Raw genomic sequence first — 23,117 nt, 5'->3', positions numbered from 1 at the left:
CGAGGCGTTGAGCTAACCGATACTAATTGCTCGTGCGGCTTGACTATATAACACCCAAGACAATTGCGGATATCGCAGCGAAAGAATCAGCATCACAGCTCTATCTCATCCCCCAGTGATCGACCGTTTTGTCTGACGACCATAGCGGCCTGGTACCACCTGATCCCATCCCGAACTCAGAAGTGAAACAGGCCTGCGCCGATGGTAGTGTGGCATTGCCCATGTGAGAGTAGGTCATCGTCAGACTCTTAATACTGAAAACCCCCAGCGGAATACCGTTGGGGGTTTTTTCGTTTTGTCTTTTCACCAATCCTGGTGTTTAATCCCCGCGTTACTAATTCTCCTGGCCGGATGGTGTGTCATGAAAACCAAAGTACTTGTATCACTGCTCAGCGACGGGCAGGTTCATTCTGGAGAGCGACTGGCCGAGGAGCTTGGTGTTAGCCGCACTGCGGTCTGGAAGCAGGTGCGTCGAGCGGCTGCAGAGGGTTTCGAGATTGAAACCGTAAGAGGGCGAGGTTATAAGCTGGTGACGCCCGTGGACTTGCTTGACGCAGGCGTTATTCTGGACGGGCTTGTTGAGTCTGCTCGTAATAGCATTTGCTTGACGGTTCTGGACGAGGTGGATTCGACAAACACCGAGATCTTGCGGCAGATATCGGATGGGGTAAGCGGGGTGCCGGTTGCTATCGCAGATTGCCAAACCATGGGCCGTGGGCGTCGTGGTCGACCGTGGCGTAGTCCTCGGGGTGAGAACCTCTATTTAAGTGCCGGTTTGACGTTTCATGGGGACTTTTCCGTTCTTGACGGTCTCAGTCTCGTATTGGGTGTTGCCGTAGCCGAAACTCTTGAAGAGCTGGGTTTGCCTGGCGTGCGCTTGAAGTGGCCCAATGACATTTTTATGCCTGATGGAAAGCTGGGCGGGATTCTGGTCGAGCTTCAGGGTGAGTTGCAGGAAGGTGTTATCCGGGTTATTGCCGGTATTGGCATAAATGTTCATATGAGTTGTGCTGATGATGTCGACCAGGCCTGGTCGAGCCTGGATCGCGTTTCCACCCAGGCAGGCTGGTCAAGGAATCGAATTGCGTCCGCTCTTATTGGCACACTTTTGCACAGTGCCGATATCTTTGCCCAAAAAGGTTTTGGTGCGTTTCAGGATGCATGGCAATCCAGGGATCTTTTTAATGGTCAGCAGTTGATAGCGAAAGGCGGGGAGCTCGCTGGTGTCGGTCGTGGTATTGATGGGCAGGGTAACTACCTTGTCGAGGGCGAGTCTGGGGTTGTACCAGTTCGGGCCGGGGAAATCAGCTTGCGGGTTGCGCGATGAGATTGTTGATAGATGCGGGTAATACCCGTCTGAAGTGGCGCCTCGAGCAGGGCGGTATCATTGCTAGGGAGGGTTCTGCATTGCTGGATTCGGCGAACCCCCTTGCGCATATAGAAGGCAGTCTGAACTCTGTGTCCAGGGTGGCAGTGTCGACAGTTATTCACGAGGATGCAAGGCAGCGGCTTCTATCCTATCTGATGCAAAGAGTGCCTGGCCCGGTTAATTTTTACTGGGCTGAAGGACAGCGTTGCGGGTTGTTGAACTCGTATGAGGATGTGAAGACGATGGGGTCAGACCGTTGGCACGGGATGTATGGCGCCTGGAGGCATTACAGATGCGGTTGCGCTGTTATAGATGCAGGCAGCGCGATAACTGTGGACTACGTGAGTAAAGAGGGCAAACACCTTGGCGGGTATATCCTTCCCGGATTGCGGATGATGCTGAGAAGCTTGAGGAGTGACGCTGCACGAATTGCATTTGAGCCGGCACACGTGTCCCGAGTCGAGCCGGGAAACAATACGGCAGAGTGTGTCAATCAAGGTCTGTCATGGTTGTCTCAGGCAATGATCGATCGGATCAGGAGTGACGCCTCTGAATTTGAACTTCGTCAAACGCTCGTAACCGGCGGAGATGCGGAGCGCCTGTTTACGCTTGGGGTAGATGGAGTGCATCACCCTTCATTGGTGTTGGATGGTCTCGGCTATATCGACAGTGAGGCACATGGCGAATGAAGTGGTTTGCGTTGGCTTTGCTGTTACTGAATGCCTCTCTCTGGATTGTCTTGAGCGAACCGCGTGATCAGAGTCGGTACGGTAGCTCAGAGTCTGGAACTCTTCCGAGGGTGGCGAGCCTCAAGCCCCCTGAAGTGCGTGTGCCGGAGCATTCAGAGCTGGAAGGTTTTGAGTTTAATATAGCACCGGGCGAACCGTCAGCGATCTACTGTGTGACGTTTGGGTGGTTCGAGTCCCTTGCTGCGGCCGAAGCACTTGCCAATGGAGGGGGCATGGCCCGGTTCAGTGCTTACCAGGTAAAAGAAAGAGAGCGTCAACTGGCGCCTTTGCATTGGATTATTATTCCTCCGCAGCCGGGGCAGGTGGCCTTGGATCAGCTGAAAGACCTTCAGGAAAGGGGTGTCGATTCTTACCTGGTTGCTCAGGGAGAAAACCGCAATGCTATCTCATTGGGCTTGTTCGAGTCGCGTGAGGCCGCAATTTCCGTGCTAGAAGAAAAAAAACAACAGAATCTCAATGCAGTACTGGTCAACTTCCCCCGAAATCAGCTAAGCTACGCGCTGTCTTTTGAGGTGAGCCCAGGGCTTGTTGAAGAACTGGTTAGCGCGGCAAAAGCGGATTATGGCAATAATTTCGATTTCATCGAAATCAACGCTTGTAAGGGTGTTGCAACGCCAGTCAAAAATCCGTAGTATACCGCCCTCGCTGAAGAGGCGATTGTGAGCTGGCGTAGCTCAGTTGGTAGAGCAGCTGACTTGTAATCAGCAGGTCGGGGGTTCGATTCCGTCCGCCAGCTCCACTTTTTGTTTTTGACAGGTGCGAAGGTTGCGCCTGACTCGGAGGGGTTCCCGAGTGGCCAAAGGGATCAGACTGTAAATCTGACGCGAAAGCTTCGCTGGTTCGAATCCAGCCCCCTCCACCACTTAATTGCTCGCGGGCATCGTATAGTGGCTATTACCTCAGCCTTCCAAGCTGATGACGCGGGTTCGATTCCCGCTGCCCGCTCCAATTTGATGTATGCAATGCTCATGTAGCTCAGTCGGTAGAGCACATCCTTGGTAAGGATGAGGTCACCGGTTCAATTCCGGTCATGAGCTCCACTATTTATCCGGTCAGCGTTACGATCCAGGTTGATCAGGGAGATTGGTCGAATGTCTAAGTCTAAGTTTGAACGTAATAAGCCGCACTTGAACGTGGGCACTATTGGTCACGTAGACCATGGTAAGACGACTCTGACCGCTGCTCTGACTCGTGTATGTCACGAAGTATGGGGTACGGGTTCTGCGAGTGCATTCGATCAGATCGATAACGCACCGGAAGAGCGTGCGCGTGGTATAACCATCGCGACTTCTCACGTTGAGTACGATTCTCCTAACCGTCACTACGCACACGTAGACTGCCCGGGCCACGCCGATTATGTGAAAAACATGATCACAGGTGCGGCTCAGATGGACGGCGCGATCCTGGTTTGTTCAGCAGCAGACGGCCCCATGCCGCAGACTCGCGAGCACATCCTGCTGTCTCGTCAGGTAGGCGTTCCTTACATCGTTGTGTTCCTGAACAAAGCGGACATGGTTGACGATGAAGAGCTGCTGGAACTGGTTGAGATGGAAGTGCGTGATCTGCTGGAAGCGTATGACTTCCCAGCTGACGACACTCCGATCGTTACTGGTTCTGCGTTGATGGCGCTGGAAGGTAAAGATGATAACGAAATGGGTACTACCGCTGTTAAGAAGTTGGTAGAAGCCCTGGATTCGTACATCCCTGAGCCTGAGCGTGCGATTGATCAGCCGTTCCTGATGCCGATTGAGGACGTATTCTCTATCTCGGGTCGTGGTACTGTTGTGACCGGTCGTGTAGAGCGCGGTATTGTCAAGGTTGGTGAAGAAGTTGAGATTGTTGGTATCAAAGATACCGTCAAGACGACTTGTACCGGTGTTGAGATGTTCCGTAAGCTCCTCGACGAAGGTCGTGCGGGTGAGAACGTTGGTGTACTGTTGCGTGGTACCAAGCGTGACGACGTTGAGCGTGGTCAGGTTCTGTGTAAGCCGGGCAGCATCAAGCCGCACACCAAGTTCGAGTGCGAAGTATACGTACTGAGCAAAGATGAAGGCGGTCGTCACACTCCGTTCTTCAAGGGCTATCGTCCGCAGTTCTACTTCCGTACCACCGACGTAACCGGTTCTTGTGAATTGCCGGAAGGCGTAGAAATGGTTATGCCAGGTGATAACGTGAAGATGGAAGTAACGCTGATTGCTCCGATCGCCATGGAAGATGGTCTGCGCTTCGCGATTCGTGAAGGCGGCCGTACCGTTGGTGCCGGTGTGGTAGCGAAGATTATCGAGTAATTTGCTCGATAGAAAGTGCACTGAGTAGTTTCGGTGCAGGCCAGTAGCTCAATTGGCAGAGCAGCGGTCTCCAAAACCGCAGGTTGGGGGTTCGATTCCCTCCTGGCCTGCCATTTTTTAACATCCGGATACATAAGTTGATTCCCATGGAGTCAAAAGCCGTTCAGTCAAACAGTCGTTTCGACCTAGTGAAGTGGCTGGTTGTTTTTGTGCTGATTGCCGTTGGTGTAGTTGGTAATCAGTATTTTAGCGCCGAATCTTTGCTGTATAGGGTTCTGGCTCTCGTTGGTCTTGCTATTGTTGCGGCTTTGGTTGCACTGCAGACTTCGCGTGGGCAGCGTTTTGCGACCTTGCTTAAAGAAGCGCGCGTTGAGATCCGGAAAGTGGTATGGCCCACCAGGCCAGAGCTGGTTCAGACTACGGTTATTGTTGTAGTTTTTGTGCTGGTTGTGTCCCTGTTGTTGTGGGGTATGGATTCTATAATTAGTTGGCTGGTCGCCGGTTTTATCGGCTAACAGGAGTGGGCAATGGCTAAGCGCTGGTACGTGGTTCATGCGTATTCTGGCTACGAAAAGCATGTAATGCGCACTCTGGCGGAGCGCGTTGCGCTTGCGGGTATGGAGGACAGGTTCGGTGAGATCCTTGTTCCTACCGAAGAAGTCGTCGAAATGCGTGACGGGAAAAAGCGCAAGAGTGAGCGCAAGTTTTATCCTGGATACGTGCTTGTTCAGATGGAAATGGACGACGGCACCTGGCACCTTGTGAAGAATACGCCGAGAGTGCTTGGCTTTATTGGTGGAACAAAAGATAAGCCAGCTCCGATTACTGAGCGTGAGGCGGAAGGGATTTTGCGTCGCCTGGAGAGTGGTGTGGACAAGCCCAAGCCGAAAACGCTGTTCGAGCCAGGCGAGGTTGTTCGTGTTGTTGAAGGTCCTTTTGCGGATTTCAATGGCGTGGTAGAAGAAGTTGATTACGACAAGAGTCGGGTCAAGGTTGCTGTTCTGATTTTCGGTCGCTCAACTCCCGTGGAGTTGGAGTTTGGTCAGGTCGAGAAAGACTGACCAGCGGCTTTTAACCGGAAGGCTCGCGCGCTCAGGCGTCGCGGGCTTTTTGTGTCTGCAACGGGGAGCCGAAAGGCGTTTGAACCCAAGGGAGTATTAGCATGGCTAAAAAGATAGAAGCATATATCAAGCTTCAGGTTGCTGCCGGTAAGGCCAACCCGAGCCCCCCCGTAGGCCCAGCTCTGGGTCAGCGCGGCGTTAACATCATGGAGTTCTGTAAGGCGTTCAATGCCCAGACCCAGGATATGGAAGCCGGCTTGCCGATTCCAACTGTTATCACAGTTTACAGTGATCGCAGCTTCACATTTATTACCAAGACTCCGCCGGCCCCTGTTCTTCTTCTGAAGGCCGCGGGCGTTAAGAGTGGTTCTGGTCGCCCGAATACCGAGAAAGTAGGCAAGGTAACTCGTGAGCAACTCGAAGAGATTGCCAAGGCCAAAGAGCCGGATTTGACTGCTGCTGATATGGACGCAGCGGTTCGTACCATTGCTGGAACTGCCCGCAGCATGGGCCTAACCGTGGAGGGCGTATAACATGTCAAAGATGAGCAAGCGTCAAAAGCTGATTCTTGAAAAGACAGACTCCACTCGCTCTTACTCCGTTGATGAAGCGGTTGCGTTGTTGGTTGAGCTTGGCCAGAGCGTCAAGTTCAAAGAGTCTCTGGATGTTGCAATCAACCTTGGTGTTGATGCGCGTAAATCTGACCAGGTAGTTCGTAGCAGTACTGTTCTGCCTCACGGCACTGGTAAAACCGTTCGCGTCGCCGTGTTTACTCAGGGCGCCAATGCCGAAAAAGCAACCGCTGCTGGTGCCGATATTGTCGGTATGGATGACCTGGCGGACGAAGTTAAGAAAGGCAACATGGATTTCGACGTGGTTATTGCCACTCCGGACGCCATGCGTGTTGTTGGTCAGCTGGGCCAGATTCTTGGCCCCCGTGGCCTTATGCCGAACCCGAAGGTGGGTACTGTGACGCCTGACGTTGAGACTGCGGTCAAAAACGCCAAGGCAGGTCAGGTTCGTTACCGCACCGACAAAAACGGCATTATCCATGCCCCGCTGGGTAACGTTGAGTTTTCTGCACAGAACATCAAGGAAAACCTTGAAGCTCTGGTGGCAGACCTGAAAAAGGCCAAGCCGTCGTCGGCGAAAGGTGTGTATCTGAAGAAGATCACCGTTTCCTCGACTATGGGTCCTGGCCTGACTATCGATCAGAGCGGTCTCGTTATTTGATCCTTTGATCGGTGGTTGCTTTGTAGTCTGGGCGGAAGCCAAGGCTGTCAAAGACCGCAGGCCCCCGAGGCGCTCCCGGTTTGACCGGAAGTGCTACAAGGGTTAAAGCAACGCCTGCGCAGACGGTGTGAAGACGTTCTCTCTGAACCCAAACACCGTTAAGGCGCCCGTCGGAAGCAGGTTGTAGTCGCTTCCAGGGCAATGATGGGTTTGCCGGGATACCCCCGGCGAAATCGAGGAGAAATCCAGTGGCAATTAGACTCGAAGACAAGAAAGCGATCGTCGCTGAAGTCAACGAGACTGCCGGTGGTGCTCTGTCTGTGGTTCTGGCTGACTACCGTGGTGTCACCTCCGGTGATATGACGGCTCTTCGTGCCAAAGCTCGTGCTGAGAATGTGCATCTCAAGGTTGTTCGTAACAACCTTGCCAAGATTGCTATTCGTGGCACCGAGTTTGAGTGCATCGATGAAGCCTTGGTCGGCCCGACAATTTTGGCATTCTCAATGGAAGATCCGGGAGCGGCAGCACGCCTGCTGAAGGATTTTGCAAAAGAGAAAGACGTATTCGAGATTAAAGGACTGGCAGTCGGCGGTGAGCTGATGGGCGCAGACCAGATCGATCGTCTTGCCAAGCTGCCAACACGTCACGAAGCGTTGACAATGCTGGCCGCTGTTACACAGGCACCAATCACCAAGCTGGCACGGACACTGAACGAAGTTCCTTCGAAAGTGACCCGCGCCGTAGCGGCAGTTCGCGACCAGAAGCAAGAAGCTGCTTGATTCTGTTGAACACCATTTTTATATTTTTGGGAGAAAGTCATGGCTCTGTCTAACGAAGACATTTTGAACGCAATTGCAGAAATGAGCGTTATGGACGTTGTAGCGCTGGTTGAAGCAATGGAAGAGAAATTCGGCGTATCTGCCGCTGCTGCTGTTGCTGCTGCTCCTGCAGCCGCCGGCGAAGCTGCTGCTGCCGAAGAAAAGACCGAATTTGACGTTGTTCTGACCGGTGTCGGTGAGAAGAAAGTTAACGTTATCAAGGCTGTTCGTGAACTGACCGGCCTGGGTCTGAAAGAAGCGAAAGAAATGGTTGATGGCGCGCCTACAACTGTTAAAGAAGGTGCGAGCAAAGACGACGCAGAAGCGGCCAAGACCAAGCTTGAGGAAGCAGGCGCTTCTGTTGAGCTTAAGTAAGAGTCGGCTGTTGATCGAAACTGCGCTTCAAGCGTAGACAGGCTGGTGGCTTTGTGCCACCGGCCTTTTTCTGTTGTATATGCTATAGAGTCTGGTGTGCACTTGCAGGTTGGTTTTCAAAGCCGCAAATAGCTGCCGGAGTCTTTGTTCAAGACGGCGCGATAAGCCGAGCAATTCGGCCCCGAAGCAAAACATTGGTTGCTTCTTGATACCAGGTATCAGGTCTAAAGCTGGGGAATGCAGATGACTTACTCCTATACTGAGAAAAAGCGGATTCGCAAAGATTTTAGTAAATTGCCTTCCGTTATGGATGTCCCCTATTTGCTGTCTATTCAGCTGGATTCATTCCGGGACTTCCTCCAAATGGAAGCCGCCCCTGGAGACCGTCGGGAAACCGGTCTTCACGCAGCATTCAAATCCGTATTCCCGATTGCCAGCTACTCTGGCAATGCGGCGCTCGAATACGTGAGCTACCGCATTGGTGAGCCGGTATTCGACGTCAAGGAATGCCAGCTTAGGGGCGTGACTTATGCGGCGCCGCTGAGAGTTAAAGTCCGTCTCATCATTTATGATAGAGAGTCGTCCAACAAGGCGATTAAGGACATCAAGGAACAAGAAGTCTACATGGGCGAAATGCCCCTGATGACCGAGAATGGTACCTTTGTTATTAACGGTACCGAGCGAGTTATTGTTTCCCAGCTCCACCGCTCTCCCGGTGTGTTCTTTGATCATGATAAAGGTAAGACCCATTCATCCGGCAAGCTGTTGTATTCGGCACGGGTGATTCCTTACCGTGGTTCGTGGCTCGATTTCGAGTTCGACCCTAAAGATTCCGTTTTCGTTCGTATTGACCGTCGACGCAAATTGCCGGCTTCAATTCTCCTGCGGGCGTTGGGTTACACCTCCGAGCAGATGCTGGAGATGTTCTTTGATACCAGTAAATTCACCCTGGGCGCGGAAACCTGCAAGCTTGAGTTGGTCCCAAGTCGTCTCCGTGGTGATATTGCAACATTCGATATCAAGGACAACGAAGGCAAGCTAATCGTTGAAGAAGGCCGGCGGATCACTGCTCGCCATATCAAACAGCTAGAAAAAGCCGGCATTAATGAGCTCGAGGTTCCTACCGAATATCTGTACGGCCGCGTCCTGGCCAAAGATATGATCGACCAGGCGACTGGCGAGGTTCTGGTAGAGTGCAATACCGAGCTCAGCGATGAAGTCGTAACCAAGATTCTGGATGCTGGTGTAACCGACATCGAAACGCTCTACACGAACGACCTGGATTGTGGTCCGTTCATGTCGGACACCCTGCGTATCGATCCGACCCGTAGTCCACTTGAAGCTCTGGTTGAAATCTACCGGATGATGCGTCCGGGAGAGCCACCAACAAAAGATTCAGCTGAGAACCTGTTCAACAATCTTTTCTTCTCTGAAGAGCGCTACGACCTGTCGGCTGTCGGTCGAATGAAGCTTAACCGTCGCCTGCGCCGCGAAGAAAGCACAGGCGAAGGTACGCTGACCCACGACGACATCATTGATGTTCTCAAGACTCTGATCGATATCCGTAACGGTCAGGGCAATGTGGATGATATCGATAACCTCGGCAACCGCCGCGTGCGTTGCGTGGGTGAGATGGCTGAAAACCAGTTCCGTGTAGGCCTGGTTCGTGTAGAGCGTGCGGTTCGTGAGCGCCTGAGCCTGGCCGAAAGTGAAGGCCTGATGCCTCAGGACCTGATTAATGCCAAGCCGGTTGCTGCTGCGGTTAAAGAGTTCTTTGGTTCGAGCCAGTTGTCCCAGTTCATGGATCAGAACAACCCGCTGTCCGAGGTGACTCACAAACGCCGTATTTCGGCACTTGGGCCAGGCGGCTTGACTCGTGAGCGCGCAGGCTTTGAGGTTCGTGACGTGCATCCGACGCATTACGGTCGTGTATGCCCGATCGAGACGCCGGAAGGACCAAACATCGGTCTGATCAACTCACTGGCGACCTACGCACGAGCCAACTCTTACGGCTTCCTTGAGAGCCCGTACAGAAAAGTGGTTGATGGCGTAGTAACCGATGAGCTGGTTTATTTGTCAGCGATCGAAGAAAGCACCTACGTAATCGCTCAGGCCAGTGCCGCGATGGACGATGGCAAGCGTCTGATGGACGAGCTGGTAACAGTGCGTCATCAGAACGAAACCACGGTCATGCCTCCTGAAAGTGTTAACTTCATGGACGTATCGCCGCGCCAGGTTGTATCCGTTGCTGCCTCGCTGATCCCGTTCCTGGAGCACGATGATGCTAACCGTGCCCTTATGGGTGCGAACATGCAGCGTCAGGCGGTGCCGACACTGCGCTCCCAGGTGCCTTTGGTAGGTACTGGTGTTGAGCGCACAGTAGCGCAGGATTCCGGCGTCTGTGTAACTGCCCGTCGCGGCGGTGTGATTGAAAGCGTTGATGCGGCACGTATTGTTGTTCGCGTGAATAACGAAGAAACCGAGGCAGGTGATGCCGGTGTGGATATCTACAACCTCACCAAGTACACCCGCTCGAACCAGAACACCTGTATCAACCAGCGCTCCATTGTGCGCCAGGGTGATGCCATTGCCCGCGGTGACGTGTTGGCAGACGGTCCTTCTGTGGACCTCGGTGAGCTGGCTCTGGGTCAGAATATGCGTATCGCATTCATGCCCTGGAACGGTTACAACTTTGAGGATTCCATCCTTATTTCCGAGAAGGTTGTTCAGGAAGATCGCCTGACCACTATCCATATTCAGGAACTGACCTGTGTGGCTCGTGATACCAAACTTGGCAGCGAAGAGATCACTGCGGACATTCCTAACGTTGGTGAGAGTGCGCTGGCCAAGCTGGATGAGTCCGGTATTGTTTATATCGGTGCTGAAGTAGGCCCTGGCGACATTCTGGTTGGTAAGGTGACGCCGAAAGGTGAAACCCAGCTGACACCGGAAGAGAAGCTTCTGAGGGCAATCTTCGGTGAGAAGGCGTCTGATGTAAAAGACACCTCCTCCCGTGTGCCGACAGGCACTCGCGGTACGGTTATTGATGTGCAGGTCTTTACCCGTGATGGTATCGAGAAAGATCAGCGCGCCCAGGCGATCGAGAAAGAGCAGCTGGATCAATACCGCAAAGACCTGAAAGACGAATATCGTATTGTTGAGGGCGCTACCTTTGAGCGTCTCCTCAATGCGTTGAAGGGTCAATCTGTGATCAGTGGTCCGGGCCTTAAGAAGGGTGCAAGCCTGGATGAAGGCTACCTGGCGGAGCTGCCACGCCCAGACTGGTTCAAGTTGCGCATGCAAGACGAAAGTCTGAATGAGTTGCTGGAGAAGTCGGAGCAAGGTCTTGAAGAGCGTAAGAAAGAGCACGAAGCGCGCTTTGACGACAAGAAAGGCAAGCTGCAGCAGGGCGACGATCTCGCGCCGGGTGTCCTGAAAATTGTGAAGGTCTACCTTGCCATCAAGCGTCGTATTCAGCCTGGTGACAAAATGGCCGGACGCCATGGTAACAAAGGTGTTATCTCTGCCGTTATGCCGATTGAGGATATGCCGTACGATGTGGATGGGCGCACTGTTGATATCGTCCTGAACCCTCTGGGTGTTCCTTCGCGGATGAACGTCGGTCAGGTGCTTGAGACTCATTTGGGTGCTGCAGCTAAAGGGCTTGGCGAGCGCATCGGCAAAATGCTTGACGAGCAACGCAAAATTGCGGAGCTGCGCAAGCTGCTTGATGAGATCTACAACCACTCTGACGAAGTGTTCAAGGTTGATCTGGATTCCCTGAGCGACAAAGAAATTCAGGAAATGTGCCACAACCTGCGTAGCGGTGTTCCTATGGCAACGCCGGTGTTCGACGGTGCTAAAGAAGCCGAGGTCAAGCACATGCTTGATCTGGCAGGGCTAAGCACGACCGGTCAGACCAAGCTCTATGATGGTCGTACTGGTGATGCCTTCGATCGTCCGGTCACTGTTGGGTATATGTATATCCTCAAGTTGAACCACTTGATCGATGACAAGATGCACGCACGTTCGACCGGCTCGTACAGTCTGGTCACTCAGCAGCCGCTGGGTGGTAAGGCTCAGTTCGGTGGTCAGCGCTTTGGTGAGATGGAAGTGTGGGCCCTTGAGGCTTACGGTGCAGCTTATACGCTGCAGGAAATGCTCACCGTTAAGTCTGATGACGTGAACGGCCGTACCAAGATGTACAAGAACATCGTCGATGGTGATCATCGGATGGAGCCCGGCATGCCGGAATCCTTCAACGTTCTTGTCAAGGAAATCCGTTCGTTGGGTATCGACATCGAGCTGGAATCTGAGTGAGCCGAATTGTTTTTGGCAGCGTGAGCGGGCACCTGGGGTGCCCGCCCGAGATTAACGCCATCCGGAGCTTTTACTGATGAAAGATTTGCTGAATCTTCTCAAGAGCCAGAACCAAAGTAAGGAATTTGACGCCATCCGTATTGGTTTGGCATCACCCGACATGATTCGTTCATGGTCCTTTGGTGAAGTTAAGAAGCCTGAGACTATTAACTACCGTACGTTCAAGCCAGAGCGTGACGGCTTGTTCTGCGCCAAGATCTTTGGCCCGATCAAGGACTACGAGTGTCTGTGCGGCAAGTATAAGCGCCTGAAGCACCGCGGTGTTATCTGTGAAAAGTGTGGCGTTGAAGTTGCACTGGCAAGCGTTCGCCGTGAGCGCATGGGGCATATTGAGCTGGCCAGCCCGGTCGCTCACATATGGTTCCTCAAGTCTTTGCCATCCCGTATCGGTTTGATGCTGGACATGACGCTGCGTGATATAGAGCGTGTTCTCTACTTCGAGTCCTTCATTGTGATTGACCCGGGTATGACAACGCTTGAACGTGGCCAGTTGCTGAACGATGAGCAGTATTACGAAGCTCTGGAAGAGTTTGGCGATGAGTTTGACGCCCGCATGGGTGCGGAAGCTGTGAAACAGCTGCTTGAAGATATCGATCTTCAGGAAGAAGTTGACGCTTTGCGCGAAGAAATTCCGCAGACCAACTCCGAAACCAAGATCAAGAAATTCAGCAAGCGCCTGAAAATTCTTGAGGCCTTCCTGTACTCCGGCAACAAGCCGGGTGACATGGTGATGACTGTACTTCCAGTTCTACCACCGGATTTGCGTCCGCTGGTACCGCTGGATGGTGGTCGCTTTGCAACATCGGATCTGAACGACCTGTATCGCCGAGTAATCAACCGGAATAACCGCCTCAAGCGCCTGCTGGAACTGAACGCTCCAGACATTATCGTGCGTAACGAAAAGCGGATGCTTCAGGAAGCTGTAGATGCATTGTTGGACAACGGCCGTCGCGGCCGTGCCATAACCGGCACCAACAAACGTCCCCTGAAGTCTCTGGCAGACATGATCAAGGGTAAGCAGGGTCGTTTCCGTCAAAACCTGCTCGGTAAGCGCGTTGACTACTCCGGTCGTTCCGTAATTGTTGTAGGCCCATACCTGCGCCTGCATCAGTGTGGTCTGCCTAAGAAAATGGCACTTGAGCTGTTCAAGCCGTTTATCTTTTCAAAGCTTGAGCATCGCGGCCTGGCTACCACTATTAAAGCCGCCAAGAAGATGGTTGAGCGCGAAGAGGGCGTCGTTTGGGATATCCTGGACGAGGTCATTCGTCAGCATCCGATCATGCTTAACCGTGCGCCGACACTTCACCGTCTGGGCATTCAGGCGTTTGAGCCAGTACTGATCGAAGGTAAGGCGATCCAGTTGCACCCATTGGTTTGTGCAGCCTACAACGCCGACTTCGACGGTGACCAGATGGCGGTACACGTGCCGTTGACTCTGGAAGCTCAGCTTGAAGCCCGTGCGCTGATGATGTCCACCAACAACATTCTGTCGCCTGCGAATGGTGAGCCGATTATTGTTCCGTCCCAGGACGTTGTACTCGGCCTCTATTACATGACGCGTGAACGTAAAAGCGCGCTGGGTGAAGGCATGGTGTTTGCCGACATCAAAGAAGCTCACCGTGCATACGGTGCTGGCCAGGTAGACCTGCAGGCAATCGTCAAGGTGCGCGTGAAGGAAGTTGCCATTCTTGAAAATGGTGAGCGTACTGAAGAGTACAAGATCGTGGACACCACGGTCGGTCGTGCTCTGCTGTTTGATATCGTGCCGGATGGCCTTTCTTACGACCTGGTGAACAAGCCAATGGTCAAGAAGGCGATCTCCAACCTTATCAATATCTGCTATCGCGATGCCGGTCTCAAAGAGACGGTTATCTTTGCTGATCAGCTGATGTACACCGGCTACCAGTACGCGACTGTATCGGGCATTTCTATCGGCTTTAACGACTTTGAAATCCCACCGGAAAAATATGAGTTGGTGGACGCTGCTTCCCAGGAAGTGAAGGACATCGAAACCCAGTATGCCTCCGGTCTGCTTACTCAGGGTGAGAAGTACAACAAGGTAATCGACATCTGGTCACGAGCCAACGACAAGGTCTCCAAGGCCATGATGGAGCGGTTGGCGAAGGAGCAGGTCATCGGCGCTGATGGTAAGCCCATCAAAGGTGAAGATGGCGAAGAGTTGATGCAGGAGTCTTTCAACTCTGTGTACATGATGGCGGACTCCGGCGCTCGGGGTTCTGCAGCCCAGATTCGTCAGTTGGCGGGTATGCGTGGCCTGATGGCCAAGCCGGATGGCTCCATCATCGAGACGCCGATTACAGCTAACTTCCGTGAAGGCCTGAACGTACTTCAGTACTTTATCTCGACTCACGGTGCTCGTAAGGGTCTGGCCGATACTGCCTTGAAGACCGCTAACTCCGGTTACCTGACTCGTCGACTGGTCGACGTATCGCAAGATCTGGTTGTTACAGAGGAAGATTGCGGTACCGAAGAAGGTCTGCTGATGACGCCGCACATTGAAGGCGGTGACGTTGTTGTGCCACTGGGTGCTCGTGTGTTGGGTCGTGTTACTGCCCGGGATGCGTTTACACCGATCGATAAGGACAATGCCGTAGTTCCTGCTGGCACTTTGCTGGATGAGAAAGCGGTCGAAACACTGGAAGGTGCTGGTGTGGACGAGGTATGGGTGCGCTCTGCGATCACCTGTGAGACCCGTCATGGTATCTGCTCCAAGTGTTACGGTCGCGATCTCGCCCGTGGGCATCGTGTGAACGTAGGTGAAGCAGTGGGTGTTATTGCTGCTCAGTCCATAGGTGAGCCGGGAACCCAGCTTACCATGCGTACGTTCCACATTGGTGGTGCTGCGAGCCGGGCGTCTGCGGTGGACAATATTCAGGTCAAGCATGGTGGTACGGTTCGCCTGCACAACCTGAAGTCGCTTGAGAAAAAAGACGGCTCACTGGTTGTTATTTCTCGTTCATCTGCTCTGGCGATCGCCGACGATCAGGGGCGTGAGCGTGAATGGTATAAGCTCCCTTACGGCGCAGTGCTTTCTGTGAAGCACGGTGACAATGTTGAGGCGGGCGTTGTGGTTGCCAAGTGGGATCCACACACTCACCCGATCATCGCTGAAGCTGAAGGTACAGCCAAGTTCGTTAACATGGATCAGGGCATTACCGTTCGCACCCAGACCGACGAGCTCACCGGCCTGTCGACCATGGAAATTATCGATCCGAAAGAGCGCCCGGCGGCTGGTAAGGATATCCGCCCGGCAATTCAGATGGTTGATGAAGCGGGTAATGACGTTGATTTGCCTGGTGGTGGCGCGGCGATATTCTTCATGCCGGCCAATGCTCTGGTGACTATGGCCAATGGCGCACGTATTGAGCTGGGTGATGTAGTTGCTCGTATTCCCCAGGCCAGCTCTAAAACGCGTGACATCACTGGTGGTCTGCCACGGGTTGCCGATCTGTTCGAGGCGCGCCGACCTAAAGAGTCGTCTATCCTCGCTGAGATCAGCGGCATGATTTCGTTCGGTAAGGAAACCAAGGGCAAGAAGCGCCTGGTGATCACTCCGAAAGACGCAGATCCATACGAGGTGTTGATCCCCAAGCATCGCCAGATGAACGTATTTGAAGGCGAAACCGTTGAGAAGGGCGAGGTTATTTCAGATGGCCCGTCCAACCCGCACGACATTTTGCGTCTGCTAGGTGTGGTTGCGTTGGCTAAGTACATTACCAACGAAATCCAGGACGTTTACCGTTTGCAGGGCGTAGTAATCAACGATAAGCACATTGAAGTAATCGTGCGTCAGATGTTGCGCAAAGTTGAAATCACTGATCCGGGTGAGACTCAGCTGCTTTCTGGTGACTCGGTTGAGATCAATAACGTGCTTGAAGCCAACGAAGAAGCTAACGCTGCGGACAAAGAGCCAGCACGCTTTGATCGCTTGTTGCTGGGTATCACCAAGGCTTCTCTGGCAACTGAGTCGTTCATTTCTGCGGCTTCGTTCCAGGAAACGACACGGGTTCTTACCGAAGGCGCGGTTACAGGTAAGCGCGATTATCTACGCGGTCTGAAGGAAAACGTGGTGGTTGGTCGTCTGATCCCGGCGGGAACAGGCCTGGCCTATCACGCCGAGCGTCGACGCAAGCGCGAACTGGAAGAGCAGGGCGTTACTGCGGCTGATGTGGAAGAAGCTCTGAGCGCCGAACTCAACCGCGGAAGTTGAGCCAGGCAGACCATCTCCGTGTAGTTACTTACGCGGAGGTGGTTAAAAAGAGATCAGTCATCTTGACTGACAGGGGGCGCGGGCTTAAACTTGCGTCCCTTAAATTTTACCCCCTTCACTGGGGGTAAGTTTCATTGATATGGTTTTTTGGAGTTTGCTTACATGGCAACGATTAATCAGTTGGTGCGTAAGCCTCGTAAGCGCAAGGTAGCCAAGAGCGATGTTCCTGCTCTTCAGGCCTGTCCTCAGCGCCGTGGTGTTTGCACTCGTGTATACACCACAACGCCGAAGAAGCCGAACTCAGCACTGCGTAAAGTGTGTCGTGTTCGTCTGACCAACGGCTTCGAGGTTTCCTCATACATTGGTGGTGAAGGTCACAACCTTCAGGAGCACAGTGTTGTGCTTATCCGTGGCGGTCGAGTAAAAGACCTTCCGGGTGTGCGCTATCACACTGTTCGCGGAACACTGGACACCCAGGGTGTACAGAGCCGTAAGCAGGGTCGCTCCAAGTACGGTACTAAACGTCCCAAATCCTGATATCCCTAGTGGGTGTCTTTTATCGTTGCTTGTCAGAACGGTAAGAGTAAGGCTGAGTGGCGAAAGGCCATCTCAGGGGTTCCTGAAGACCTTTTAAATAGATAAGGGCTTATCGATGCCTAGAAGAAGAGTTGCAGCTAAACGGGAAATTATCCCGGATCCGAAGTTCGGTAGTGCGCGTCTTGCCAAGTTCATCAACCATGTGATGGAAAGCGGCAAGAAAGCGGTTGCAGAGCGCATTGTTTACGGTGCTCTGACAATTGTTGCCGAGAAGTCCAAGGAAGAGCCGATCGACATGTTCGAAAAGGCCCTGGAGAACATCCAGCCGATGGTCGAGGTTAAGTCCCGTCGTGTGGGTGGTGCTACTTACCAGGTGCCCGTAGAAGTACGGCCTTCCCGTCAGAACGCGCTGGCTATGCGCTGGCTCGTGGAATTTTCACGGAAGCGCGGTGAGAAGTCTATGGCGCAGCGTCTGGCCGGTGAAATTCTTGACGCCGCTGACAGCAAAGGCGCCGCTGTTAAGAAGCGTGAAGACGTACACCGCATGGCAGAAGCCAACAAGGCGTTCTCTCACTTCCGTTTCTAAACAGTCGAGGTTTACACAGTGGCACGTAAAACGCCGATTAAACGTTACAGAAACATTGGTATCTGTGCGCACGTTGATGCGGGCAAAACCACAACGACTGAGCGTATTCTTTATTACACTGGTCGTAGCCATAAAATGGGTGAGACCCACGATGGCGCATCTACCACTGACTGGATGGAGCAAGAGCAGGAGCGTGGTATCACCATCACCTCTGCTGCTGTTACTACCTTCTGGCAGGGCATGGACAAGCAGTTCGACGAGCATCGTATCAACGTAATCGATACCCCGGGACACGTTGACTTCACCATTGAAGTTGAGCGTTCCTTGCGGGTTCTCGATGGTGCAGTTGTTGTATTCTGCGCGTCCTCGGGTGTTGAGCCGCAGTCTGAGACCGTATGGCGTCAGGCTAACAAGTATGAAGTTCCGCGCATGGTGTTCGTCAACAAGATGGATCGCGCCGGTGCAGACTTCCTGCGTGTGGTCAATCAGATCAAGAGTCGTCTGGGCGCTACCCCGGTACCGCTTCAGCTGCCGATTGGTGCAGAGGATCAGTTTGAAGGTGTAGTAGATCTGCTGCGCATGAAAGCGATCCACTGGAGCAACGACGATATGGGTATGACCTACGAGTTGGGTGATATTCCTGCCGATATGGCAGACGAAGTTGCTAAGTACCGGGAGCAGTTGGTGGAAGCTGCTGCGGAAGCCAACGAAGAGTACATGGAAAAGTATCTCGAAGAAGGTGAGCTCAGCATTGAGGAAATCAAGAAGGGCTTGCGTTCACGTACTATCGCCAACGAGATAGTTCTCGCAACTTGCGGTTCCGCTTTCAAGAACAAGGGTGTTCAGGCTGTTCTTGATGCTGTTATCGAATACTTGCCTGCTCCGGATGAAGTAAAAGCGATCCGTGGTGAAGTAGACGAGGACGGCACAGAAGAGACTCGTCCTGTTGATGACAAGGCTCCGTTTGCTGCGCTGGCATTCAAGATCGCTACTGATCCGTTTGTTGGGTCTCTGACGTTCTTCCGGGTTTACTCGGGTACGCTGGAATCTGGTAACGCAGTATATAACTCGGTTAAAGGTAAAAAAGAGCGTGTGGGCCGTATGGTTCAGATGCACGCTAACGACCGGGAAGAGATCAAGGAAGTTCTGGCTGGCGATATTGCTGCGGCGATCGGTCTTAAGAACGTCACCACTGGTGACACCTTGTGCGATGAAAATAACAAGATCATCCTGGAGCGTATGGAGTTTCCGGAGCCGGTAATCTCGGTTGCGGTAGAGCCCAAGTCCAAGGCTGATCAGGAAAAGATGGGTGTTGCTCTGGGTAAGCTTGCTCAGGAAGATCCGTCATTCCGTGTACGTACAGACGAAGAAACCGGTCAGACGATTATCTCTGGCATGGGCGAGCTTCACCTGGATATTCTTGTTGACCGTATGCGTCGCGAGTTCAAGGTTGAGGCTAATATCGGTAAGCCGCAAGTTGCTTATCGTGAGTGTATTCGTAAGTCTGTAGACGTTGAAGGTAAGTTTGTTCGTCAGTCTGGTGGTCGTGGTCAGTATGGTCACGTAAAAGTCAGAATCGATCCTCTGCCGTTGGACGAGGAAGATGCTGAGAACTTTATCTTCGTGAACGAGATCGTTGGTGGTGCTGTTCCCAAGGAATACATCCCGGCGGTTCAGCAGGGTATCTCGGAGCAGATGCAGAATGGCTGTCTGGCCGGCTATCCGCTGCTGGGTATCAAGGCAACCTTGTACGATGGTTCATACCACGACGTGGACTCCAACGAAATGGCGTTCAAGATCGCGGGTTCCATGGCGATGAAGAAAGGCGCTTTGGAAGCGAACCCGGCTCTGCTTGAGCCGATGATGAAGGTTGAGGTTGTAACGCCTGAAGACTATATGGGTGACGTGGTCGGTGATTTGAACCGTCGTCGTGGCCTGATTCAGGGTATGGATGACGGCGTTGCGGGCAAGATTGTTCGTGCTGAGGTTCCGTTGTCGGAAATGTTTGGTTATGCGACCGACCTGCGCTCTGCGACCCAGGGTCGTGCGTCATACGCGATGGAGTTTGCGCGTTATTCGGAAGCACCAAACAACATTGCCGAAGCAATTATTAAAAAGGGTTGATGCCCAGGACTTAAGTAACAGGAAGAGGTGTAACTGTGTCTAAATCTAAATTTGAGCGTAATAAGCCGCACTTGAACGTGGGCACTATTGGTCACGTAGACCATGGTAAGACGACTCTGACCGCTGCTCTGACTCGTGTATGTCACGAAGTATGGGGTACGGGTTCTGCGAGTGCATTCGATCAGATCGATAACGCACCGGAAGAGCGTGCGCGTGGTATAACCATCGCGACTTCTCACGTTGAGTACGATTCTCCTAACCGTCACTACGCACACGTAGACTGCCCGGGCCACGCCGATTATGTGAAAAACATGATCACAGGTGCGGCTCAGATGGACGGCGCGATCCTGGTTTGTTCAGCAGCAGACGGCCCCATGCCGCAGACTCGCGAGCACATCCTGCTGTCTCGTCAGGTAGGCGTTCCTTACATCGTTGTGTTCCTGAACAAAGCGGACATGGTTGACGATGATGAGCTGCTGGAACTGGTTGAGATGGAAGTGCGTGATCTGCTGGAAGCGTATGACTTCCCAGCTGACGACACTCCGATCGTTACTGGTTCTGCGTTGATGGCGCTGGAAGGTAAAGATGATAACGAAATGGGTACTACCGCTGTTAAGAAGTTGGTAGAAGCCCTGGATTCGTACATCCCTGAGCCTGAGCGTGCGATTGATCAGCCGTTCCTGATGCCGATTGAGGACGTATTCTCTATCTCGGGTCGTGGTACTGTTGTGACCGGTCGTGTAGAGCGCGGTATTGTCAAGGTTGGTGAAGAAGTTGAGATTGTTGGTATCAAAGATACCGTCAAGACGACTTGTACCGGTGTTGAGATGTTCCGTAAGCTCCTCGACGAAGGTCGTGCGGGTGAGAACGTTGGTGTACTGTTGCGTGGTACCAAGCGTGACGACGTTGAGCGTGGTCAGGTTCTGTGTAAGCCGGGCAGCATCAAGCCGCACACCAAGTTCGAGTGCGAAGTATACGTACTGAGCAAAGATGAAGGCGGTCGTCACACTCCGTTCTTCAAGGGCTATCGTCCGCAGTTCTACTTCCGTACCACCGACGTAACCGGTTCTTGTGAATTGCCGGAAGGCGTAGAAATGGTTATGCCAGGTGATAACGTGAAGATGGAAGTAACGCTGATTGCTCCGATCGCCATGGAAGATGGTCTGCGCTTCGCGATTCGTGAAGGCGGCCGTACCGTTGGTGCCGGTGTGGTAGCGAAGATTATCGAGTAATCTACTCGTTTGATCTGGAAAAAGGGGCTGATTTGATCAGCCCCTTTTTCTGTTTCAGTTGCAATGTATGATCCTGGTCAGTCTTCCAGTAAGGCTGTTGACAGGGTTGTTTATTATGCATACAATGCGGCTCCTTTTTTTGAAGGTCAGCGAACGGTTTCGCTACTACGAGTGGAGTTTGGTGCAACATGCAAAGCCAAAAGATTCGGATCCGGTTGAAGGCGTTTGATTATCGCCTGATCGACCAGTCCACACAGGAGATCGTCGATACCGCCAAGCGGACCGGCGCTCAAGTGCGTGGGCCTATTCCTTTGCCGACGCGCAAAGAGAAGTTCACTATTCTGGTTTCTCCGCACGTCAACAAAGACGCGCGCGACCAGTATGAAATTCGTACCCACAAGCGTTTGCTTGACATTGTTGAGCCGACGGAAAAGACAGTAGATGCTTTGATGAAGTTAGACCTGGCAGCAGGTGTAGACGTTCAGATTAGCCTCGGTTAATACCGCCAGGTATTGACCTGTGTAACTGTCCTAAGGCCATAGAGGGTGAGAGCCCCGTACACTTAGAGGTGAAACATGGCAATTGGTATTGTCGGTCGTAAGGCCGGTATGACCCGTATTTTTACGGAAGACGGGCAAGCGCTGCCCGTAACAGTGATTGAAGTTGAGCCTAACCGCATCACTCAGCTCAAAACTCTTGAAAGCGATGGCTATCGCGCAGTTCAGGTAACTGTGGGATCGCGTCGTTCCTCTCGCGTTAATAAGAGTGCAGCAGGTCATTTCGCTAAAGCCGGCGTTGAAGCTGGTCGTAGCGTATGGGAATTTCGTCTTGCGGATGGTGAAGGTGAAGACCTTGCCGCCGGTGGCGAAATTACTGCGTCAGTCTTTGAAGACGGCCAGGTTGTTGATGCTACCGGAACATCCAAGGGTAAGGGCTTTCAGGGCGGTGTAAAGCGCTGGAATTTCTCTATGCAGGATGCCACTCACGGTAACTCACTGTCTCACCGTGCGCCGGGTTCCATTGGTCAGAACCAGACTCCGGGCAAGGTATTCAAAGGCAAAAAGATGGCAGGGCAGATGGGTAATGTTCAGGTGACTGTTCAGAACCTGAAAATTGTCCGTGTCGACGCTGAGCGCAACCTTCTGCTGGTTAGTGGTGCCGTACCCGGCGCGACTGGCGGCGATGTTGTCATCAAGCCTGCTGTTAAAGCCTGAGGAGCGGTTCGATGGAATTGACTATTACAGGTAGCGGCAAGGGAATTACGGTTTCCGAGGCTGCTTTCGCGAAAGATTTTAACGAGTCCCTGGTTCACCAGGTGGTTACTGCTTATATGGCAGCTGGCCGTCAGGGTACCAAGGCTCAGAAAACCCGTTCAGAAGTCAGCGGTGGTGGTAAAAAGCCCTGGCGTCAGAAGGGCACGGGTCGCGCTCGTGCCGGTACTATCCGGAGCCCGATCTGGCGCGCCGGTGGTGTAACCTTTGCTGCCAAGCCGCGTAGCTTCGAGCAGAAGGTTAACCGCAAGATGTACCGTGCTGCGATGTGCTCCATTTTTTCCGAGCTGGTTCGTCAAGAGCGTCTGGTCCTGGTTGACGACTTCGCTGTCGATGCGCCCAAGACTAAGACCTTTACTGCCAAGTTGGCAGATATGGGTATCTCAAACGCATTGATCCTGACGGAAAGTGTTGAGCAAAACCTGCACCTGGCCTCTCGCAACGTTCCTCACGTCGATGTGCGTGATGTTGCTGGCCTGGATCCGGTTAGCTTGGTTGCCTTCGAGAAAGTCGTGGTGACTGTTCCCGCTCTGAAGAAGATCGAGGAGATGCTGGGATGAATCAGGAACGTATTTATAAGGTCCTTCTGGGGCCGCACGTATCGGAGAAGGCTTCTCTGGTTGCCGAGCACGGTCAAGTCGTTTTCCGGGTTGCCCCGGACGCTACCAAGCCGGAGATCAAGAAGGCTGTTGAGCAATTGTTCAACGTCACCGTAGAAGGTGTTCAGGTTCTGAATCGTAAGGGCAAGCTTAAGCGTACTGCCCGCGGGTTCGGCAAGCGTAATGACATTCGTAAGGCTTACGTAAAGCTGGCTGAAGGTCAGGACATCGATTTTCTGGATGTGGAATAAGGTAAAGGGGTCG

The 23,117-nt window shown here is 52.9% G+C and carries 20 protein-coding genes, 5 tRNA genes and 1 rRNA gene; all 26 read left to right on the top strand.

Translation table 11 applies throughout. The features are described 5' to 3' along the window. Positions 1 to 131: 131 nt before the first annotated feature. The 26 genes from rrf (at position 132) to rplW (ending at position 23,104) form a co-directional block, all read left to right on the top strand. Positions 132 to 246, top strand: a 5S ribosomal RNA gene (rrf, locus tag Q4606_RS16180). A gap of 115 nt (positions 247 to 361) precedes the next feature. Continuing rightward, positions 362 to 1,327, top strand: coding sequence for a biotin--[acetyl-CoA-carboxylase] ligase (locus Q4606_RS16175; RefSeq protein ID WP_303597726.1), 966 nt, complete (start codon positions 362 to 364; stop codon positions 1,325 to 1,327). Beyond that, positions 1,324 to 2,058 carry a type III pantothenate kinase gene (locus Q4606_RS16170; protein WP_303608137.1) on the top strand — a complete coding sequence of 245 codons (735 nt, stop codon included), beginning with the start codon at positions 1,324 to 1,326 and terminating at the stop codon, positions 2,056 to 2,058. The genes Q4606_RS16175 and Q4606_RS16170 overlap by 4 nt, the downstream gene beginning before the upstream one ends. Beyond that, a complete protein-coding gene (locus Q4606_RS16165) occupies positions 2,055 to 2,750 on the top strand; it encodes a hypothetical protein (protein ID WP_303597728.1) in 696 nt (231 codons plus the stop codon). Before Q4606_RS16170 ends, Q4606_RS16165 begins: the two co-directional genes overlap by 4 nt. A gap of 31 nt (positions 2,751 to 2,781) precedes the next feature. Then, a tRNA-Thr gene (locus tag Q4606_RS16160) sits at positions 2,782 to 2,857 on the top strand. 39 nt (positions 2,858 to 2,896) lie between these two features. Continuing rightward, positions 2,897 to 2,980: transfer RNA gene (locus tag Q4606_RS16155), tRNA-Tyr, on the top strand. A gap of 11 nt (positions 2,981 to 2,991) precedes the next feature. After that, a tRNA-Gly gene (locus tag Q4606_RS16150) sits at positions 2,992 to 3,066 on the top strand. Between the two features lie 16 nt (positions 3,067 to 3,082). Further along, positions 3,083 to 3,158 (top strand) — tRNA-Thr (locus Q4606_RS16145). A 51-nt stretch (positions 3,159 to 3,209) separates the two neighbouring features. Continuing rightward, positions 3,210 to 4,406: an elongation factor Tu gene (gene tuf, locus Q4606_RS16140; protein WP_303608136.1), complete on the top strand. Its 1,197-nt coding sequence runs from the start codon at positions 3,210 to 3,212 to the stop codon at positions 4,404 to 4,406. 37 nt (positions 4,407 to 4,443) lie between these two features. Continuing rightward, positions 4,444 to 4,519 (top strand) — tRNA-Trp (locus Q4606_RS16135). A 33-nt stretch (positions 4,520 to 4,552) separates the two neighbouring features. Then, the gene (secE, locus tag Q4606_RS16130; protein WP_303597695.1) at positions 4,553 to 4,921 is read left to right on the top strand and encodes a preprotein translocase subunit SecE; all 369 of its coding nucleotides are present in this window, start codon (positions 4,553 to 4,555) and stop codon (positions 4,919 to 4,921) included. A gap of 12 nt (positions 4,922 to 4,933) precedes the next feature. Beyond that, complete coding sequence (gene nusG, locus Q4606_RS16125) at positions 4,934 to 5,467, top strand: transcription termination/antitermination protein NusG (RefSeq protein WP_303597696.1); 534 nt, start codon at positions 4,934 to 4,936, stop codon at positions 5,465 to 5,467. A gap of 101 nt (positions 5,468 to 5,568) precedes the next feature. After that, entirely contained in the window at positions 5,569 to 6,000 is a 432-nt protein-coding gene (rplK, locus tag Q4606_RS16120; RefSeq protein WP_303597697.1) for a 50S ribosomal protein L11, read from the top strand. 1 nt (position 6,001) lies between these two features. Beyond that, the gene (rplA, locus tag Q4606_RS16115; protein ID WP_303597698.1) at positions 6,002 to 6,700 is read left to right on the top strand and encodes a 50S ribosomal protein L1; all 699 of its coding nucleotides are present in this window, start codon (positions 6,002 to 6,004) and stop codon (positions 6,698 to 6,700) included. 248 nt (positions 6,701 to 6,948) lie between these two features. Then, a complete protein-coding gene (gene rplJ / locus Q4606_RS16110) occupies positions 6,949 to 7,479 on the top strand; it encodes a 50S ribosomal protein L10 (protein WP_303597699.1) in 531 nt (176 codons plus the stop codon). Between the two features lie 39 nt (positions 7,480 to 7,518). Further along, positions 7,519 to 7,893 carry a 50S ribosomal protein L7/L12 gene (gene rplL / locus Q4606_RS16105; RefSeq protein ID WP_303597700.1) on the top strand — a complete coding sequence of 125 codons (375 nt, stop codon included), beginning with the start codon at positions 7,519 to 7,521 and terminating at the stop codon, positions 7,891 to 7,893. Between the two features lie 243 nt (positions 7,894 to 8,136). After that, positions 8,137 to 12,213, top strand: a complete 4,077-nt coding sequence (rpoB, locus tag Q4606_RS16100) for a DNA-directed RNA polymerase subunit beta (protein ID WP_303597701.1) — start codon at positions 8,137 to 8,139, stop codon at positions 12,211 to 12,213. A gap of 76 nt (positions 12,214 to 12,289) precedes the next feature. After that, positions 12,290 to 16,504 (top strand): DNA-directed RNA polymerase subunit beta', encoded by a 4,215-nt coding sequence (rpoC, locus tag Q4606_RS16095; protein ID WP_303608135.1) that lies wholly within the window; start codon positions 12,290 to 12,292, stop codon positions 16,502 to 16,504. 162 nt (positions 16,505 to 16,666) lie between these two features. Continuing rightward, positions 16,667 to 17,041 carry a 30S ribosomal protein S12 gene (rpsL, locus tag Q4606_RS16090; protein ID WP_044387678.1) on the top strand — a complete coding sequence of 125 codons (375 nt, stop codon included), beginning with the start codon at positions 16,667 to 16,669 and terminating at the stop codon, positions 17,039 to 17,041. A 115-nt stretch (positions 17,042 to 17,156) separates the two neighbouring features. Next, positions 17,157 to 17,627, top strand: a complete 471-nt coding sequence (gene rpsG / locus Q4606_RS16085) for a 30S ribosomal protein S7 (RefSeq protein WP_303597703.1) — start codon at positions 17,157 to 17,159, stop codon at positions 17,625 to 17,627. A gap of 18 nt (positions 17,628 to 17,645) precedes the next feature. After that, positions 17,646 to 19,751, top strand: coding sequence for an elongation factor G (gene fusA, locus Q4606_RS16080; protein ID WP_303597704.1), 2,106 nt, complete (start codon positions 17,646 to 17,648; stop codon positions 19,749 to 19,751). A 35-nt stretch (positions 19,752 to 19,786) separates the two neighbouring features. Next, positions 19,787 to 20,983: an elongation factor Tu gene (gene tuf / locus Q4606_RS16075; RefSeq protein ID WP_303608134.1), complete on the top strand. Its 1,197-nt coding sequence runs from the start codon at positions 19,787 to 19,789 to the stop codon at positions 20,981 to 20,983. Between the two features lie 188 nt (positions 20,984 to 21,171). After that, positions 21,172 to 21,483, top strand: coding sequence for a 30S ribosomal protein S10 (gene rpsJ, locus Q4606_RS16070; RefSeq protein ID WP_007350503.1), 312 nt, complete (start codon positions 21,172 to 21,174; stop codon positions 21,481 to 21,483). A gap of 75 nt (positions 21,484 to 21,558) precedes the next feature. Next, the gene (gene rplC, locus Q4606_RS16065) at positions 21,559 to 22,197 is read left to right on the top strand and encodes a 50S ribosomal protein L3 (RefSeq protein WP_303597431.1); all 639 of its coding nucleotides are present in this window, start codon (positions 21,559 to 21,561) and stop codon (positions 22,195 to 22,197) included. Between the two features lie 11 nt (positions 22,198 to 22,208). Further along, the gene (gene rplD / locus Q4606_RS16060) at positions 22,209 to 22,814 is read left to right on the top strand and encodes a 50S ribosomal protein L4 (RefSeq protein WP_303597432.1); all 606 of its coding nucleotides are present in this window, start codon (positions 22,209 to 22,211) and stop codon (positions 22,812 to 22,814) included. After that, positions 22,811 to 23,104 (top strand): 50S ribosomal protein L23, encoded by a 294-nt coding sequence (rplW, locus tag Q4606_RS16055; protein ID WP_144780223.1) that lies wholly within the window; start codon positions 22,811 to 22,813, stop codon positions 23,102 to 23,104. Before rplD ends, rplW begins: the two co-directional genes overlap by 4 nt. Positions 23,105 to 23,117: the final 13 nt, after the last annotated feature.

Origin of the sequence: Marinobacter sp. 1_MG-2023 (genome assembly GCF_030549045.1) — a bacterium.
In the GTDB taxonomy this organism is placed as follows: Bacteria; Pseudomonadota; Gammaproteobacteria; order Pseudomonadales; family Oleiphilaceae; genus Marinobacter.
Note: the sequence above shows the minus strand (reverse complement) of the source record. Positions and strands in the feature narration are given on the sequence as shown.

What these genes read in the sequence shown, in the direction of transcription:
- rplW (WP_144780223.1), top strand. Translation starts at nt 22,811, where the DNA reads ATGAATCAGGAACGTATTTATAAGGTCCTTCTGGGGCCGCACGTATCG.
- rpsJ (WP_007350503.1), top strand. Translation starts at nt 21,172, where the DNA reads ATGCAAAGCCAAAAGATTCGGATCCGGTTGAAGGCGTTTGATTATCGC.
- Q4606_RS16170 (WP_303608137.1), top strand. Translation starts at nt 1,324, where the DNA reads ATGAGATTGTTGATAGATGCGGGTAATACCCGTCTGAAGTGGCGCCTC.
- rplA (WP_303597698.1), top strand. Translation starts at nt 6,002, where the DNA reads ATGTCAAAGATGAGCAAGCGTCAAAAGCTGATTCTTGAAAAGACAGAC.
- Q4606_RS16175 (WP_303597726.1), top strand. Translation starts at nt 362, where the DNA reads ATGAAAACCAAAGTACTTGTATCACTGCTCAGCGACGGGCAGGTTCAT.
- rplD (WP_303597432.1), top strand. Translation starts at nt 22,209, where the DNA reads ATGGAATTGACTATTACAGGTAGCGGCAAGGGAATTACGGTTTCCGAG.
- rplC (WP_303597431.1), top strand. Translation starts at nt 21,559, where the DNA reads ATGGCAATTGGTATTGTCGGTCGTAAGGCCGGTATGACCCGTATTTTT.
- rpoC (WP_303608135.1), top strand. Translation starts at nt 12,290, where the DNA reads ATGAAAGATTTGCTGAATCTTCTCAAGAGCCAGAACCAAAGTAAGGAA.
- rpsG (WP_303597703.1), top strand. Translation starts at nt 17,157, where the DNA reads ATGCCTAGAAGAAGAGTTGCAGCTAAACGGGAAATTATCCCGGATCCG.
- rpoB (WP_303597701.1), top strand. Translation starts at nt 8,137, where the DNA reads ATGACTTACTCCTATACTGAGAAAAAGCGGATTCGCAAAGATTTTAGT.
- secE (WP_303597695.1), top strand. Translation starts at nt 4,553, where the DNA reads ATGGAGTCAAAAGCCGTTCAGTCAAACAGTCGTTTCGACCTAGTGAAG.
- rplK (WP_303597697.1), top strand. Translation starts at nt 5,569, where the DNA reads ATGGCTAAAAAGATAGAAGCATATATCAAGCTTCAGGTTGCTGCCGGT.
- nusG (WP_303597696.1), top strand. Translation starts at nt 4,934, where the DNA reads ATGGCTAAGCGCTGGTACGTGGTTCATGCGTATTCTGGCTACGAAAAG.
- rplL (WP_303597700.1), top strand. Translation starts at nt 7,519, where the DNA reads ATGGCTCTGTCTAACGAAGACATTTTGAACGCAATTGCAGAAATGAGC.
- rpsL (WP_044387678.1), top strand. Translation starts at nt 16,667, where the DNA reads ATGGCAACGATTAATCAGTTGGTGCGTAAGCCTCGTAAGCGCAAGGTA.
- tuf (WP_303608136.1), top strand. Translation starts at nt 3,210, where the DNA reads ATGTCTAAGTCTAAGTTTGAACGTAATAAGCCGCACTTGAACGTGGGC.
- Q4606_RS16165 (WP_303597728.1), top strand. Translation starts at nt 2,055, where the DNA reads ATGAAGTGGTTTGCGTTGGCTTTGCTGTTACTGAATGCCTCTCTCTGG.